This is a genomic window from Sinomonas gamaensis, from assembly GCF_005876955.1.
Taxonomy (GTDB): domain Bacteria; phylum Actinomycetota; class Actinomycetes; order Actinomycetales; family Micrococcaceae; genus Sinomonas; species Sinomonas gamaensis.
Genome location: NZ_SSCL01000018.1, coordinates 23,354 through 38,087 on the forward strand (window position 1 = coordinate 23,354; position 14,734 = coordinate 38,087).

Below are 14,734 nucleotides of genomic sequence, written 5' to 3' on the forward strand. Positions count from 1 at the left end.
CTCAGCGCTGGACGGCCCCGAAGCGCTCCGCGGCGCGGGCGACGGCAGAGGCCCTGGCTTCTGACGCCTCGTCTGCCGTCAGCGTCCGGTCCGGGGCACGGAAGCGCAGGCCGAAAGCGAGCGATTTCTTGCCCTCATCGATGCCCTTGCCCGAGTAGACGTCGAAGAGGTGGACCTCTTCGAGCAGCTCGCCTGCGCCCTCGCGCAGCGCCTCCTTGACATCGTCCGCGGGGACTGCGGCATCCACAATCAGGGCGACGTCCTGGGTGGCAACGGGGAAGGTCGAGATGTGCTTGGACACAATGACGTCGGGCGCCGCCTCGAACAGGGCATCGGCGTCGAGCTCCAGGGCCGCCGACCGGGCCGGCATGTCGTAGGCGGCGAGCAGCTTCGGGTGCAGCTCGCCCGCGTAGCCCACGACCTCGCCGGTGCGCAGCGCAAGCTGCGCCGTGCGTCCGGGGTGGAACGCCTGATGAGCGCCCTGAGCGATGACCAAGTCGACACCGAGGACGTCCGAAGCAAGGCGCGCGATGTCGATGGCGTCGGCCCAATCCCAGGCCCGCGGCGTGTGATGGGCTCCCTCGGGCGAATCGTGGCCGGTGAGGATCACCCCGATGTGGAGGGGCTGGCTGGGAATGCCCGCCTCGAGGGCGTCCAGCACGTCCTCGGTTGGCAGCGCTCCCAGCGGCGGGATCGTCGCCGTGCCGATCGGTCCGTCGTCGGGAAGGAAGACAAGGCCGGCCTCGAAGAGCGCCAGATCGCGGAAGCCTCGCGAGTGGTTCCGCTTCGCGACCTCGATGAGGCCAGGGAGCATCGATGTCCGGAGCCAGCCGAGCTCCTCGCTCAACGGGTTCGCGAGCTTGACCGCCGGGCGGGGCGCGCCTGCCTCGGCGACGCCGAACGTCTCGTTCGCTGCCTTGGCGACGAACGGGTACGCGAGGATCTCCGTGAGGCCCGCGTCGGCGAGGGCCTGCACGAGGCGACGGCGCTGCTGCTGCTTCCTGGTGAACCCGCGCCCCGGAGGCGCCACCGGGAGCCGCGACGGAATCTTGTCGTAGCCGACGAGACGGGCGACCTCCTCCGAGAGATCCTCCTTCGTCTCCAAATCCCCGCGCCAGCTCGGCGGCGTGACCAGGAAGTCGGACTCACTGCGGTCGACGCTCGCTCCGAGGTCGCCGAGGGTCCTCGCAATGAGCTCCTCGCTGAACTCCATGCCGATCCGCTCCGAGGCGAAACCGGCCGGCAGGAAGATCTGCACGGGCTCGGGGGCCACGCCGATGTCCGTCCCCGCACCGTCGGCCACTCCGCCGCCGAGTTCCACGAGGAGGTCGACCACGCGCTGAGCCGCCTCGTCGGCCACCTGCCAGTCGACGCCGCGCTCGAAGCGCTTGGACGCCTCAGAGGGCAGCTTGTGACGACGGCGTGAGCGGCCCACGGTCACGGTGTCGAAGTGCGCGGCCTCGACGAGCACATTGACCGTCGAGTCCGAGCACTCGGTCGATGCGCCGCCCATCACGCCGGCGATGCCGATCGGCCCCGACTCATCGGTGATGAGCAGGTCCTCGGGGTCGAGTTCGCGGACCTTGCCGTCGAGCGTCTCGAGCTTCTCGCCCTCCTCGGCACGCCGGACCGTGATGGGTCCGGAGAGCCGGTCGAGGTCGTAGCAGTGCGTGGGCTGGCCGAGTTCGAACATGACGTAGTTCGAGATGTCCACGGGCAGCGAGATCGAGCGGACCCCCGCGAGCCGGAGGCGCGACACCATCCACTGGGGCGTGGGGCGCGTCGGGTCGATGCCGCGCACGGTGCGCGCCACGAAGCGGTCGCAGCCGAGCACGCCGTAGATCGGGGCGCGGTCGTCGAGCACGACGTCGTAGCCTCCTTCGAGCTTCGCCGGCGGCGTCACCCGCGTGGCCGGGTCCTCGAAGGTGGTGCCCGTCGCGTGCGCGTACTCGCGGGCGATGCCGCGGATGGAGAAGCAGTAGCTCCGGTCCGGGGTCACGTTGATCTCGGCGGCTTCGTCGTTCAGGCCCAGCAGTTCGAGGGCGTCGGTGCCGACCTCGGGATCGAGCCCGAGGCGGGAGAGGACGATGATGCCGTCGTGGTCCTCGCCGATCCCGAGCTCACGGGCGGAGGCGATCATGCCGGCCGAGAGGTGGCCGTAGGTCTTGCGGGCGGAAATGTGGAAGTCGCCCGGCAGCGTCGCGCCGGGGAGGGTCACTACGACCTTGTCGCCCTCGACGAAGTTGTGGGCTCCGCACACGATCCCCTGCACGCCGGACGGGTCGATGCCCTTGCCCGTGAGCTTCTGCTCCTGGCCCTCCGGAACCACTCTGACCTGGCACCAGTTGATCGTCTTGCCGTTCGACTGGGGTTCCTTGACGAGGCTCAGAACCTGCCCGACAACGATCGGACCCTTGATGCTCTCGGACGGCCGATGGACGGCTTCCTCCTCGAGGCCCACCGAGACAAGGTCGGCCATGAGGTCTTCTGCCGTCGCGTCGGCAGGAAGCTGCGTGTACTCGCGCAGCCACGAAAGGGGGATTCGCATGATTGCCTAGATCTCCATCCCGAAATGCTCGCTGAAACGGACGTCGCCTTCGATCATGTCCCGCATGTCGAGCACGTCGTTGCGGAACATGAGGGTCCGCTCGATGCCCATGCCGAAGGCGAACCCGGAGTAGACGTCGGGATCGATGCCGGCCGCGCGCAGCACGTTGGGGTTGACCATGCCGCACCCGCCCCATTCGATCCACCGGGGACCGCCCTTGGCGCCCGGGTGCCAGATGTCCAGCTCGGCGCTCGGCTCAGTGAACGGGAAGTAGTTGGGGCGAAGACGGATCTGCGCCTCTTGGCCGAACATCTGCCGGGCGAAGTGCTCGAGCGTGCCGCGGAGGTCCGCCATGCTCAGGCCCTTGTCGACGGCCAGGCCCTCGAACTGGTGGAACACCGGCGTGTGCGTCGCATCGAGCTCGTCCGTGCGGAACACCTTTCCGGGGCAGAGGACGTAGATCGGCACCTCGCGCTCGAGCATGGAGCGCACCTGGACGGGCGAGGTGTGCGTCCTCAGGAGCACGTGCCGGTCGGGGGGATCGATGAAGAACGTGTCCTGCATTTCCCGGGCAGGATGATCCGGCTTGAAGTTGAGCGCATCGAAGTTGAACCACTCCGACTCGAGCTCTGGCCCTTCGGCGATCTCCCAGCCCATGCCCACGAAGATGTCGCTCACACGGTCCTGAAGGGTCGAGAGCGGGTGGCGCGCGCCCGCCCGACGACGGCGCGGGGCTGCCGTCACATCGACCGTCTCCTCGACGAGGATCCGGGCGTCGTTCTCCGCCTCGAGGACCTCGGAGCGCTCTGCAATAGCCTTGTTCACGCGTCCACGCGCGGCGCCCACGATCTTGCCCGCGGCTGCCTTGGACTCCTTCGGCAGGGAGCCGATGGCTCGGTTGGAGAGCGCCAGAGGGGACTTCTCCCCGGTGTGCGCGAGACGGACGGCCTTGAGCTCGTCCAGGCTTGACGCCTCCGAGATCTGCTCGAGGGCGCGGGTGACAGCGGCGGTGACGGCTGCTTCGTCCAGGGGATCCGGGACGTCGACGCCGGGCAATGTATCAGTCATGGACCGTTCTTACGCAGCGGGCGGGGTTTCGCCCCCAGTCTAGTGGACCGCCCGCTCACCTCTGGGCCGCGTGCCTCCACACGGCTACCGTGAGAGGCGTGGTACGCAAGCCTGACGTTGTGGTGGTCACCGGCACGGGCACTGTGCGAGCGATTCCGGATCTCGCCGTCCTCAGCCTTGCCGTCGAGGTGCGTCACGCCGGACTCCAAGGCTGCTATTCAGGTGCGGCCGCGGCAGCGACCCGCGTCGTCGAGGCTGTCACGTCCCTGGGAATAGCGCGCGCGGACGTCCGGACCACAGGCCTGTCCCTGCGGAGCGAGACGGTGTGGCGGGAGCAGAGCGGCCAGCAGGTGGTCGCCTACGTCGCGACTACCGGGCTCACCGTTGTGGTGCGGGAGCTCGCCCGCGCACCCGAGGTTCTGGACGCCGTCGTGCGGTCGGGCGGCGAGGCCCTCAGGGTCCATGGCCTCGCGCTCGAGGTGAGCGACGCGAAGCAGGCGGCCGCGGCGGCCCAGGCTGGGGCTTTCGACGATGCGCGGGACGCAGCTGAGCGGCTGGCGGCAAAGGCGGGGCGGGAACTCGGGGAGGTCGTGCGGATCGACGCCGCGCCGCACGTCCTGCCGGGCCCTCCGATCCCGATGGCGCGGGTGGCCCTTGCCAGCTCCACCGAGGCCATGCCTGTGGAGGCCGGTGAGACGGAGATCAGCTCGTCCGTCACCGTCACCTGGCGCCTCCGCGATTGACATTGCCTAGAACATGTATTCGAATGAGAGACATGCGATGGAACACGCAGACGACGCACGGCGAGAGCAACGAGACTCAGCCCGGTGAAGCTCCTCTGATCCCCCTCGCGGGGCTTCTTCGCGCCGTCCGGACGCCGGAGTTCCACGGCATCACCTTCCATGAGGTCGCCGCGAGATCGGCGCTCAACAAGGTGCCGCCGGCGTCCTCCATGCCATTCCGATGGACGATCAATCCGTATCGCGGATGCAGCCACGCGTGCGTCTACTGCTTCGCCCGGGGCACTCACCAATACCTCGACCTCGACGCAGGGCTCGACTTCGACCGTCAGCTCGTGGTCAAGGTGAACGTCGTCGAGGTGCTGCGCGCCGAGCTCGCACGAGCATCGTGGAAACGCGAGCACGTCGCCTTGGGGACGAACACCGACCCGTACCAGCGTGCGGAGGGCCGCTACGCCCTCATGCCCGGCATCATCCGGGCCCTCGCGGATTCAGGGACGCCGTTCTCCATCCTCACCAAGGGAACCCTGCTCGCACGGGATCTCCCGCTGCTCAAGGCTGCCGCAGCGCACGTCCCGGTCAGCGCTGCCATTTCGCTCGCCGTCCTCGACCCCGAGCTGCAGGCCCATCTCGAGCCCGGGACCCCCACCCCGTCCGCCAGGCTCACTCTCATCTCCAAGCTCCGGGACGCCGGGTTGGCGTGCGGGGTCATGGCGATGCCGATCCTGCCGTGGCTCACCGACGGAGAAGAGCATCTCGATGCACTCTTCGGCGCCCTCTCGGCCGCTGGCGCTACAGGAGTGACCGCCGGGGCGCTCCACCTCCGCCCGGGCACGAAGGAATGGTTCATGCAGTGGCTCGCCCGCGAACACCCCCAGCTCGTGGGACCGTATGCCCGCCTCTACGGAAAGGGGGCCTACGCGCCGAAGGAGTACCGGACGTGGCTCGCCGGACGCGTGAACGCCGCGAAGTCACGCCACCGCTTCGCGGGGCAGCCGGGCTTCGCCCATCGCATGGGGGCCGGAGGCACCGACGCCGAGCATCATGAGTCGGCAAGCCCGCGATCCCAGACGGTGCAGGAGCAGCTCTTCTAGGCCTCGCCGGAAGCGCTGTGCTGCATTCCGGAGCGGACGGCCTCGACGATCGGGAAGTCGGCCGGGATCCACGGAAGCCCCATGAGCCGCTCGTCCGCGAGAGGAACCCAGCGGAGCTCGTCGTGATCCGCGAGGGCCGACGGCTCGCTCCCGATGATCTCGGCGAGCCACACCCGCATCGCGGCCTTCTCGTTGAGCGGCCACCCCTCGGGGCGCGGGCCCACCACCTCGTGGCCCAGACGCACCACGACCCCCAGCTCCTCGTCGAGCTCGCGATGGAGCGCAGCCTCGTGTCCCTCCCCGGGTTCCACTTTGCCGCCGGGGAACTCCCACAGGCCGGCCAGAGCGGGAGGCGACGTTCTCCGCGCCGCAAGGAGCCTCGTGGGCTGCTCGAGGGAGTCGAGAATGGCGGCCCCCACCACCTGCACGAATTCGGGTTGCACTCGGCAAGTCTAGGCAGAGGTCTGGGCCATGGAACGCCCGGCGCTCGCATAGGGTTGAAGGAGTCCGAGGGCCACAGCTGTCCCTCGTCCCACGAGATACGGCTACCCGAGGTTCCTCCCATGACAACACCTGTCCAGACCGCGCCCCCAGCAGGGCATCGCACCGGTCCTCTGGCACCGTGGCCGCTCTTCTGGGCCGTGCTCGCGCTCGCGCTGGGCGGCTTCGGCATCGGCACCGTCGAATTCACCACCATGGGCCTGCTCAAGGACATCGAGCGTGGCCTCGGGCTCTCGACTCCGCAGGCGGGCCAGCTGATCTCCGCCTACGCCCTGGGCGTGGTCCTGGGCGCCCCGGTGCTCGCCGCGGTCGGTGCCCGTCTGCCGCGGAAGCGCCTCGTCATGGCACTGGCGGCGTTCATCGCCCTCGCCAACCTCTCCTCGGCCTTTGCCGGGGACTTCGGCTCCATGATGGTCTCGAGGTTCGCCGCCGGGCTCCCCCACGGCGCGTACTTCGGCGCGGCCGCCGTCCTCGCGGGCTCGCTCGTCGCTCCGACCAAGCGCGGTTGGGCCATTTCCGCAGTGATGTCCGGCCTCACGGTGGCCAACGTCGTCGGCGTTCCCTTCGCGACCTGGCTCGGGCAGACGTTCGGCTGGCGGCTCCTCTTCGTCGTCACTGCAGTGATCGGCCTCGCCGCCGTCGTCATGATCTGGCGGTTCGTGCCGTTCGCGCCGGCCCACCCGGAGGCGAGCATGCGCCGCGAACTGGCCGCGCTGCGCAGCGTCCAGATGTGGCTCGCGCTCCTGATCGGCATTGTCGGCTTCGGCGGGTTCTTCGCGACCTACACCTACATCTCCCACACCATGACGGCGGTCGCCGGCCTCGCGGAGAACCTGATGCCGGTCGTCGTCGCGCTGTACGGCCTCGGGATGGTCGTGGGCAATCTGGTGGGAGGGCGCATGGCTGACCGCTCCGTCATGGGGACGGTCTACCGCGGCCTGGGCCTCGTCGCCGTCGTCATGGTGCTGTACGGTCTGGCCGCCGTGTGGTGGCCGAGCGCGCTGCTCATGGTCTTCGTGGTCGGAGCGTCCGGCTCGATGCTCATTCCGGCGCTTCAGACTCGACTGCTCGATGCGGCGCCTCAAGCCCCCACGCTCGCCTCATCCCTGAACCACTCGGCGCTCAACGTCGCGAACGCCCTCGGGGCCTTCTTGGGCGGCGTGGTGATCGGATGGGGTTGGGGCTTCACCGCGCCCGCCTACGTGGGCGCTGCGCTGGCGGTTCTCGGCCTCGGCATCGCGGCCGTGAGCGGTCGGATCGAGCGGCGGGGGCGCTGAGGCTCTAGCCGCGCGGGATGTCGGGCTCGAGGTAGATGACGCTCGCGGTGGGCACGGCGGCCCTGATACGCGCTTCTGCGTCGTCGATTGCCTGCGCGATCTGAGCACCGTTCGAACCGCTCGTGACGCTGAATTTTGCCGCCACAAGCAACTCCTCAGGCCCCAGGTGCAGGGTCCGCAGGTGGATGATGCGGGTGCCGTCGCTCTGGATCGCAGCCTCGATCTTGGCCACGTCCGCGGCGGTAGCCGATTCCCCGAGGAGCAGCGAGCTGGTCTCGACGGCGAGCACCGCCGCGATGAGGACCAGGAGGATCCCGATCATGGCCGTGCCGATGCCGTCCCACACGCCGTTGCCGGTGATGAGCGTGAGGGAGACGCCGAAGAGTGCGAACACTAGGCCGATGAGGGCGCCGAGGTCCTCGAGCAGGATGACCGGCAGCTCGGGCTGCTTGACGGAGCGGATGAATTGCACCCATGACTGGTCCCCGCGCAGAGACCCGGCCTCACGTGCAGCCGTGCGGAACGACAAGCCCTCCGCCACGATGGAGCCCACGAGGATCACCAGGGGAACCCACCACCACGCGCCCTCGATCCCGTGCGGATCGTGCAGCTTCTCCCACGCCTCGAACAGCGCGAAGAGCCCGCCCACACTGAACAGGACGATCGAGACGATGAAGCCGTAGATGTACCGGGCCCGGCCATAGCCGAAGGGGTGCTGGCGGTTCGGCTTCCGCGAAGCACGCTTGCCGCCGATCAGCAGGAGCACTTGGTTCCCGGAATCCGCGACGGAGTGGATGGCCTCGGCGAGCATTGACGACGACGCCGTCAGCAGGAAGGCCAGGAACTTCATCACGGCGATCGAGAGGTTGGCGGTGAGCGCCGCGATCACGGCCTTGGTGCCCCCAGAAGCAGACATGCTTCAGAATCTACCCGACCTCGCGCGTCCTACCCGATGCCGTTGCGACGCTGCGCCCGCGCGCTCGCATAGAGGCAGACAGTGGCCGCCGTGCCGACGTTGAGGCTCTCGGCCTGCCCGTACACGGGCACCGCCACGCGGGCGTCCGCCAGCCCCAGCTCGGCCTCCGAGAGCCCCTGGGCCTCGTTGCCGAACAGCCATGCTGTGGGCGCCTCCAGAGCGTACGACGGCGGCTCCTCGCCTGCGCTGGTTGCTTCCCCGAGGCTGGCTGCTCTCCCCAGGCGGCGCGCGGCGCTGCTGTCCTGGAGCTCGTCAAGGTCCACCGGACCGTAGCCGTCGGCAGCCAGGATGCCGATCCCCGCCCCGGAGAGCACGTGGACGAGGTCATCGACAGGTTGGCCCACCACGACGGGGACATGAAACAAGGAGCCGGCGGTGCTGCGCACGGCTTTGGGGTTGTAGATGTCCACGCTGCCGTCGGTGAAGACCACCGCGTCCGCACCCGCCGCGTCCGCCGCCCGAAGGATGGTGCCCGCGTTGCCCGGGTCCTGCACGCGGCAGAGGACGGCGATCAGCTGAGGAGAGCGCGAGAGGACGTCCTCGAGCGATACGTCGAGCTTTCGGCAGACGGCCACGATCCCCTGGGGGTTCACGGTGTCTGCCATCGCGGCAAGCACCTCGTCAGTGGCAAGGCGGAGCACTCCGGTCGCCTCGGCGAGGGCATCGAGTTCCGCGTGCCGTTCGAGGCAGGCCTCGCTCGCATAGACCTCGACAACGCGGTCAGGAACCAGCCTGAGCGCCTCCCGCACGGCTTGGGGACCCTCGGCGAGGAACAGGCCGCGCCGGTCCCGGGCAGAACGCTGCGCGAGCTTTGCGACGTCGCGCACGCGGTCGGCCCGGGGATTCGTCATGGAGGAGGTCACTGACCCACTGTAGTGGGCGAAAATACGGGGGCCAGAAACAGACATCGGCCAGAAAACGCCAGGACGCCCGTGCTGCCTGGCAGCACGGGCGTCCTGTGAACGCGGAGGGGTTACTTCGCGACGGCCGGAGCGTTGACGTCCGAGGGGAGGGCCTTCTTGGCGACCTCGACCAGCGCGGAGAACGCGGCGGCATCGGAGACGGCGAGCTCGGCGAGCATGCGGCGGTCCACCTCGACCTCAGCGGCCTTCAGGCCCTGGATGAGGCGGTTGTAGGTCAGGCCGTTCGCACGGGCAGCGGCGTTGATGCGCTGGATCCACAGACGGCGGAAGTCGCCCTTGCGCTTGTGGCGGTCCTGATAGCTGTAGACGAACGAGTGGAGCAGCTGCTCCTTCGCCTTGCGGTAGAGCCGCGACCGCTGGCCCCGGTACCCGGAGGCCCGATCGAGAATAGTGCGGCGCTTCTTGTGGGCGTTGACTGCCCGCTTCACACGTGCCATGTGTGTACTCCTTTAGAAATCTGGCAGGGAAAAGTCAGATGCCCAGCATCCGCTTGATGACCTTGGCATAGCCACCGGTCACGATCTTGTCCGCGTGCAGGCGGCGCGTGAGCGTGGTGGGCTTGTGCTCGAGGTAGTGGCGGCGATTGGCCTGCTGGCGCTTGATCTTGCCCGAGCCCGTCAGCTTGAAGCGCTTCTTGGCGCCACTGTGGGTCTTCATCTTCGGCATGGAAACCGATCTCCTTCGCTTCCCGCGGCACGAGGCCACGGCTTCTCTGGCGGCCCGCTTCCGCGGGCCGACTGGTGGTACCGGTCGTCTCGCCGACCCTACGGGTCGGGAGGCGGCGGTGGGCTAGTTGCCTCGGCGTCCCGACGGACGGGGCGCCGTGGGCTTCGGGGCCGCCGAGCCAGGCCGCGGGGCGCCGGGCTTGGGGGCCTGAGGGCGCGGTGCCGTTGGCTTCGGCGCAGTCGGCTTGGCAGCTTCAGCGGGCTTGGGGGCCTGCGGTCGCGGAGTCGGGCTCTGAGCGGCAGGGGCCGCAGGCCGCTCGGGAGCGGCGGTGGGCTGCTCTGCCGCCGGTGCCGGCTCGGCGGGCGCTTCGGCCTCAACGGCTTCAGGCTCAGCTTCGGCCAGAACGGCCTCAGGCTCAGCTTCGGCCAGAACGGCCTCAGGCTCAGCATCGGCCTCGGGTGCCGGCGCGGCCTGAACCTCCGGCGCAGCCACTGCTGTCTCCGCCTCGGCCTCGGCCTCCGCCGACTCAACCGGCTGCTCCTCGAGCTGGGCGGCTGCCTGGCGCAGTGCCTCGGGAATGGCGTCCCCGAGAGACTGCGTCAACGGCGCCTGATCAGCCGTGACCCCCGCCGTCTTGGCAGCCTCCGCCTTGGCCTTGTCGGTAGCCCGCTGGGCGGCCCGACGAGCCTCGGCCTTCGCTTCGGCCTTGTTCTTGAGCGGTCCGATAACCATGACCATGTTGCGGCCGTCGATCCGGGGCGCCGACTCGACGGCGCCGACCTCGGCGACGTCCTCCGCGAAGCGCTGGAGAAGGCGGATGCCCATCTCCGGACGCTGCTGCTCGCGGCCGCGGAACTGGATCATGGCCTTGACCTTGTCCCCGGCGCCGAGGAAGCGGAGCGCGTGGCCCTTCTTCGTCTCGTAGTCGTGGGTGTCGATCTTGAGGCGGAAGCGGATCTCCTTCAGAACCGTGTTCGTCTGGTTCTTGCGCGCCTCGCGGGCCTTGACCGCGGCCTCGTACTTGTACTTGCCGAAGTCCATCAGCTTGCACACCGGCGGTTTCGCCTGGGGTGCTACCTCAACGAGATCAAGGTCCGACTCCGCGGCCAGACGCAGCGCGTCTTCGATACGCACGATGCCGACCTGCTCGCCAGCAGGCCCCACGAGGCGTACCTCAGGGACGCGGATTCGCTCATTGATGCGTGGATCGCTAATGTTCAAGCTCCTCAAGTAGTCAAGGTCATGCCCGACAACGAGGAAGGCCCCCGATTGTCGGCGCAATCGGAGGCCTCAGAAGGTGGGCGTTCCTGGGCGAACGCCTGTCCGGCTGCGGCAGAAGCCGTGCCAGCCAACCTGAGTACCCGGCAGCAATGCGATGCACGCCGACGCGGGTGGGAGAGATCTCCGCTTGCAAACTGTCTGTCAAGTATACAGGGTTGAAAACCCGCTCACGCGCGCCTCATCGAGGTGTTGTCAACGGGTGCCTGAATAACGACTTCCAGCCGGTCTATGCCAAGCTTATCAGCATGAGTTCGACCAATCCCAGCGCCGCTGCCCCTTCTACTGGGGATCCCGAGGCCATTCGCGACTACGAGGCCTCTCCCGATCACGGAGCGCACGCCCACGCGGGCCCCTACGACGCGAGCGCCCAGGCGCGGGACATCGCCGAGGTTGCCGCGGTCGAGGTCATTACGACGACGGCCGTGCACCTCATGAGCGCAGCCGCAGTGAAGGTGGGCCTCGCCGACGAGGGGGACGAACTCAAGGACCTCGACGAGGCACGCAAGCTCATTACCGCCCTCGCAGGCCTTGTCACGGCCGCAGCCCCTGAGATCGGCTCCCAGCATGCTGCGCCGCTCCGCGACGGCCTCCGCTCCCTCCAGCTCGCGTTCCGCGAGGCGTCGATCATTCAGGACGAACCCGGCAAGGGCCCTGGCGAGAAGTACACCGGGCCGGTGAACTAGCCGAGGTTGGTCTCGGGCGCCGTGCTGGCCCGCCGTCGTCGTACGCCCTGAGCCGCGAGCCCAGCTGCGCCGAGGATCACTCCTGCGACCCCAATGCCGGCGAATCCAGCCCAGGGTCCCGCCGCGTCGATCATCACCCCGGTGAGCGGCGAGCCCAGGGCGGTCCCGGCGGTCAGCGCCGACCCATACCAGCCCATCGCCTCCCCGCGCCGCGACTCCTCCACCAAGGCGGCAATGGCCTCGGACGCGGCCGAGAGCGTAGGGGCGCAGAGGAGGCCGGCCGGCAGCGCGAGCACCGCGAGGCTCCACACGTCGGTCGCGAAGCCCATGGGAATGGTCAGCGCAGCCAGCAGCAGGAGAAGGACCAGCGGGTGGATTCGGCGCTTCATCGCGCCGTAGATCACGCCGCCGATCAGCGAGGCGAGGCACCACGCGAAGAAGACGATGCCCAACTGCTCGCCCTGGCCTTGACCGCGCAGCACGGCCACAATGCTGACGTCCGTCCCCGAGAGGACCATGCCCGCGCCTGCTGCCACGACGAGGATGACGGCAACCGCCACCGTGAGCCAGCCCAGGCCGCCGCGGGCACGACCCAGCAGCCGCCGGAGCCCCGACGCGCCGTCGGCCTGGCCGGCGGCGACCTCAGCGGGGGCGGCGCTGCCGGCGGACTCGAGACAGGAGGCCGGGTCTGAATCGTCGGACGCCTCGCCGTCCGTCACTTCCGCGGCGCCCGGCTGTCCGGAGCGAGTCGGCGGGTTGAACCACATGAGCGCAAGGCCCGCAAGAGCGGCGGAGACCCCGACCGCAGTCAGCCCGATCACGGTGGAAAGCTGTACGGCGACCAGCGCAGCGAGCGCGGGCCCCATCATGAACGTGATCTCGGTGAAGATCGAGTCGAGCGCGAAGGCAGTGCGCCTCTGCGCGGGCGTCGACAGTACGCCGAGCGACTGGCGGACCACCGAGAAGATGGGCAGGGCGAAGAGGCCACCGACGAGGGCAGCCACCAGCAGCCCGGGGTAGCTGAGGTGGGGTGCGATGCTCCACACCACGGCCTCGGCAACGATGGACGGAATGAGCGCGACTCTGAGGCCCACGGTATCCACGCGTCGCCCACGCCATGGCGCTCCGAGCGCGATGCCTATGGTGAGGAGGGCCGCGACGCTCCCGGCCGCACCATAGCCGAGGCCGAGGGTCTGGACCACGTGCAGCGTCAGCAGCACGCCGGCCGCGGAGTGCGGCAGGCGCGCCACCATGCCCACGAGGAGCAGATTCCGCACGGGGCGCCGACGCCACAGCTGCCCGTACAGCGCGAAATCCACGCCGGTCACCTCAGTCTCTGCTTGGTCAGTCCCCTCCCGTGCGGAGGGAAATCTCGATGGAGTCGACGGCCTCGGCGAAGCGCTTGCTACCGGCCAGTCGGTTGTTCAGCTCTGTCACGATGCCACGCACCGCCTCAGCAGGCAAGCCGGGGGCAAGCTCGAGGACAATCCGGAGCTCGGGACCGGGCCCTCCCCCGTTCAGGATCCGTCCGCCGGCATCCCGGCTGACCACGCCTTTGCCCGGTTCGAGCCGCGCCGAGCGGACTGCTGGCGTCCCCTCGATGGCGTCCGCCACGAGGGGAACCAGCGTCTCGTCCCGGTACGACGGCGTCCATGGCCTCTGCTGGGCGAGCGCCCACACGGCGGGCCGACGGAGCACGAAGGTGGTCTCGGCGCCGGGGTCGAGGACGAGGAGCTCTGCGCCTTCTGACACGGCGGAGAGCGCAGCGCGCGCGGCGTAGACCGCGACCGGCCGCGCCTCGCGGTGCCAGGCCTCGAGGCGTCCGACGGAGGTGAACACCGGAAGGGCTTTCCGGCCATCGGGCGCGCTGAGGGTCACGAGGGCCATATCGGCCTCCTTGTCCTCGGCGAAACCGTGAGGCCCGATGCCGCCCTCAGCGAGCGACGCCACGACTGGGACGAAGACCCGGGCAGTCGCAAGCGCTTCGTGGACGGCTTCCTCAGTCCCGCGCGAGGCGAGTGCCGCGAGGGCTGACTCTACGCGGGCGTCCGGGGCGCCGTCGTCTGCGTCGAACCGGTGCAAAGGGTTGCCGTCGCCGGTGAGATCCCGGCCAGCCCAGGGCTGACCGGCAGAGTCGGCTGCCTCGCCGGCCCGCGCGAGGGCCGCCGCAATGTGCCCTGGGAGGTGCCGCGGCGCCGGATCTCCGGCGCCCGCCTCGCCGTTCATGTCAGCGCCGGCCGGCGACGTCGAGCGCCTCAGGGAGGGTGAACTTGCCGGCGTACAGCGCCTTGCCCACGATCGCACCCTCAACTCCGAGCGGGACGAGCTCGCGGAGTGCCCGCAGGTCGTCGAGGCTCGAGATGCCTCCGGAGGCAACCACCGGCTTGTCCGTCCGCTCGCACATCTCGCGGAGGAGGTCCACGTTCGGGCCGCGCAGCGTGCCGTCCTTGGTGACGTCGGTGACCACGTACCGGGCGCAGCCGGCATCCTCAAGGCGCGCGAGCACCTCCCAGAGGTCGCCGCCCTCCTTTGTCCAGCCGCGCGCTGCGAGCGTGGTCCCGCGGACATCGAGGCCCACGGCGATCTGGTCGCCATAGCGCTCGATCGCGCGGGCGGTCCATTCGGGATCTTCGAGCGCCGCCGTGCCGAGGTTCACGCGCGCGGCACCGAGTTCGAGCGCGGCGTCCAGCGACGCGTCGTCCCGGATTCCGCCCGAGAGCTCGACCTTGACGGACAGCTGGCGCACCACGTCGGCGAGCAGCTCACGGTTGCTCCCGCGGCCGAACGCGGCGTCGAGATCCACCAGATGAACCCATTCGGCGCCGTCGTTCTGCCAAGCGAGCGCGGCCTCGAGAGGCTCGCCGTAGCTCGTCTCGCTCCCGGCCTCGCCCTGCACCAGGCGCACGGCCTGGCCGTCAGCCACGTCGACGGCGGGGAGCAGCTCGAGGATCGACTCGCTGGCGGTCATGCAGGATCT

Annotated in this window: 15 protein-coding genes; 4 read left to right on the forward strand and 11 right to left on the reverse strand. The window is 69.3% G+C overall.

Annotation, left to right across the window (positions count from 1 at the left end; genetic code table 11):
- Position 1: 1 nt before the first annotated feature.
- Both pheT and pheS read right to left on the reverse strand, forming a co-directional pair.
- Entirely contained in the window at positions 2-2,548 is a 2,547-nt protein-coding gene (gene pheT / locus E5679_RS18235) for a phenylalanine--tRNA ligase subunit beta (protein WP_138418539.1), read from the reverse strand.
- Positions 2,549-2,554: 6 nt separating this feature from the next.
- Positions 2,555-3,616, reverse strand: coding sequence for a phenylalanine--tRNA ligase subunit alpha (gene pheS / locus E5679_RS18240; protein ID WP_138418540.1), 1,062 nt, complete (start codon positions 3,614-3,616; stop codon positions 2,555-2,557).
- Between the two features lie 98 nt (positions 3,617-3,714).
- Here pheS and E5679_RS18245 point away from each other — a divergent pair, with 98 nt between their 5' ends.
- Complete coding sequence (locus E5679_RS18245; RefSeq protein ID WP_171042441.1) at positions 3,715-4,359, forward strand: SIMPL domain-containing protein; 645 nt, start codon at positions 3,715-3,717, stop codon at positions 4,357-4,359.
- Between the two features lie 32 nt (positions 4,360-4,391).
- Positions 4,392-5,450, forward strand: a complete 1,059-nt coding sequence (locus E5679_RS18250) for an Rv2578c family radical SAM protein (protein WP_138418544.1) — start codon at positions 4,392-4,394, stop codon at positions 5,448-5,450.
- Here E5679_RS18250 and E5679_RS18255 read toward each other — a convergent pair.
- Positions 5,447-5,893 (reverse strand): (deoxy)nucleoside triphosphate pyrophosphohydrolase, encoded by a 447-nt coding sequence (locus E5679_RS18255; RefSeq protein ID WP_249336220.1) that lies wholly within the window; start codon positions 5,891-5,893, stop codon positions 5,447-5,449. The two genes, E5679_RS18250 and E5679_RS18255, sit on opposite strands and share 4 nt — an antisense overlap.
- 120 nt (positions 5,894-6,013) lie before the next feature.
- On the opposite strand from E5679_RS18255, the gene E5679_RS18260 reads away from it, so the two are divergent.
- Positions 6,014-7,228, forward strand: coding sequence for an MFS transporter (locus tag E5679_RS18260; protein WP_138418546.1), 1,215 nt, complete (start codon positions 6,014-6,016; stop codon positions 7,226-7,228).
- 4 nt (positions 7,229-7,232) lie between these two features.
- On the opposite strand, the gene E5679_RS18265 is transcribed toward E5679_RS18260, so the two are convergent.
- The 5 genes from E5679_RS18265 to infC all read right to left on the reverse strand — a co-directional run bounded on the left by E5679_RS18265 (position 7,233) and on the right by infC (position 11,014).
- On the reverse strand, positions 7,233-8,144 hold the full coding sequence (locus tag E5679_RS18265; RefSeq protein ID WP_138418548.1) for a cation diffusion facilitator family transporter: 912 nt from the start codon (positions 8,142-8,144) through the stop codon (positions 7,233-7,235).
- A gap of 29 nt (positions 8,145-8,173) precedes the next feature.
- Positions 8,174-9,055, reverse strand: a complete 882-nt coding sequence (locus tag E5679_RS18270; protein WP_138418615.1) for a TrmH family RNA methyltransferase — start codon at positions 9,053-9,055, stop codon at positions 8,174-8,176.
- 122 nt (positions 9,056-9,177) lie between these two features.
- Positions 9,178-9,564: a 50S ribosomal protein L20 gene (rplT, locus tag E5679_RS18275; RefSeq protein ID WP_138418550.1), complete on the reverse strand. Its 387-nt coding sequence runs from the start codon at positions 9,562-9,564 to the stop codon at positions 9,178-9,180.
- Positions 9,565-9,598: 34 nt separating this feature from the next.
- Positions 9,599-9,793: a 50S ribosomal protein L35 gene (gene rpmI / locus E5679_RS18280; RefSeq protein ID WP_138418552.1), complete on the reverse strand. Its 195-nt coding sequence runs from the start codon at positions 9,791-9,793 to the stop codon at positions 9,599-9,601.
- A gap of 123 nt (positions 9,794-9,916) precedes the next feature.
- Entirely contained in the window at positions 9,917-11,014 is a 1,098-nt protein-coding gene (infC, locus tag E5679_RS21455) for a translation initiation factor IF-3 (protein ID WP_275092564.1), read from the reverse strand.
- A gap of 299 nt (positions 11,015-11,313) precedes the next feature.
- Here infC and E5679_RS18290 point away from each other — a divergent pair, with 299 nt between their 5' ends.
- Entirely contained in the window at positions 11,314-11,757 is a 444-nt protein-coding gene (locus E5679_RS18290) for a DUF1844 domain-containing protein (protein WP_420821088.1), read from the forward strand.
- Here the strand turns inward: E5679_RS18290 and E5679_RS18295 are convergent.
- From E5679_RS18295 to priA, 3 genes are read right to left on the reverse strand one after another with little or no spacing between them, the layout of a single operon-like run.
- Positions 11,754-13,076: an MFS transporter gene (locus E5679_RS18295; RefSeq protein ID WP_138418554.1), complete on the reverse strand. Its 1,323-nt coding sequence runs from the start codon at positions 13,074-13,076 to the stop codon at positions 11,754-11,756. The two genes, E5679_RS18290 and E5679_RS18295, sit on opposite strands and share 4 nt — an antisense overlap.
- Positions 13,077-13,101: 25 nt before the next feature.
- Positions 13,102-13,983 carry an SseB family protein gene (locus E5679_RS18300; protein WP_138418555.1) on the reverse strand — a complete coding sequence of 294 codons (882 nt, stop codon included), beginning with the start codon at positions 13,981-13,983 and terminating at the stop codon, positions 13,102-13,104.
- A 1-nt stretch (position 13,984) separates the two neighbouring features.
- The gene (gene priA, locus E5679_RS18305; protein WP_138418557.1) at positions 13,985-14,725 is read right to left on the reverse strand and encodes a bifunctional 1-(5-phosphoribosyl)-5-((5-phosphoribosylamino)methylideneamino)imidazole-4-carboxamide isomerase/phosphoribosylanthranilate isomerase PriA; all 741 of its coding nucleotides are present in this window, start codon (positions 14,723-14,725) and stop codon (positions 13,985-13,987) included.
- Positions 14,726-14,734: the final 9 nt, after the last annotated feature.

What these genes read in the sequence shown, in the direction of transcription:
- rplT (WP_138418550.1), bottom strand. Translation starts at nt 9,564, where the DNA reads ATGGCACGTGTGAAGCGGGCAGTCAACGCCCACAAGAAGCGCCGCACT.
- rpmI (WP_138418552.1), bottom strand. Translation starts at nt 9,793, where the DNA reads ATGCCGAAGATGAAGACCCACAGTGGCGCCAAGAAGCGCTTCAAGCTG.
- E5679_RS18265 (WP_138418548.1), bottom strand. Translation starts at nt 8,144, where the DNA reads ATGTCTGCTTCTGGGGGCACCAAGGCCGTGATCGCGGCGCTCACCGCC.
- E5679_RS18260 (WP_138418546.1), top strand. Translation starts at nt 6,014, where the DNA reads ATGACAACACCTGTCCAGACCGCGCCCCCAGCAGGGCATCGCACCGGT.
- E5679_RS18300 (WP_138418555.1), bottom strand. Translation starts at nt 13,983, where the DNA reads ATGAACGGCGAGGCGGGCGCCGGAGATCCGGCGCCGCGGCACCTCCCA.
- pheS (WP_138418540.1), bottom strand. Translation starts at nt 3,616, where the DNA reads ATGACTGATACATTGCCCGGCGTCGACGTCCCGGATCCCCTGGACGAA.
- E5679_RS18270 (WP_138418615.1), bottom strand. Translation starts at nt 9,055, where the DNA reads ATGACGAATCCCCGGGCCGACCGCGTGCGCGACGTCGCAAAGCTCGCG.
- E5679_RS18250 (WP_138418544.1), top strand. Translation starts at nt 4,392, where the DNA reads ATGCGATGGAACACGCAGACGACGCACGGCGAGAGCAACGAGACTCAG.
- priA (WP_138418557.1), bottom strand. Translation starts at nt 14,725, where the DNA reads ATGACCGCCAGCGAGTCGATCCTCGAGCTGCTCCCCGCCGTCGACGTG.
- pheT (WP_138418539.1), bottom strand. Translation starts at nt 2,548, where the DNA reads ATGCGAATCCCCCTTTCGTGGCTGCGCGAGTACACGCAGCTTCCTGCC.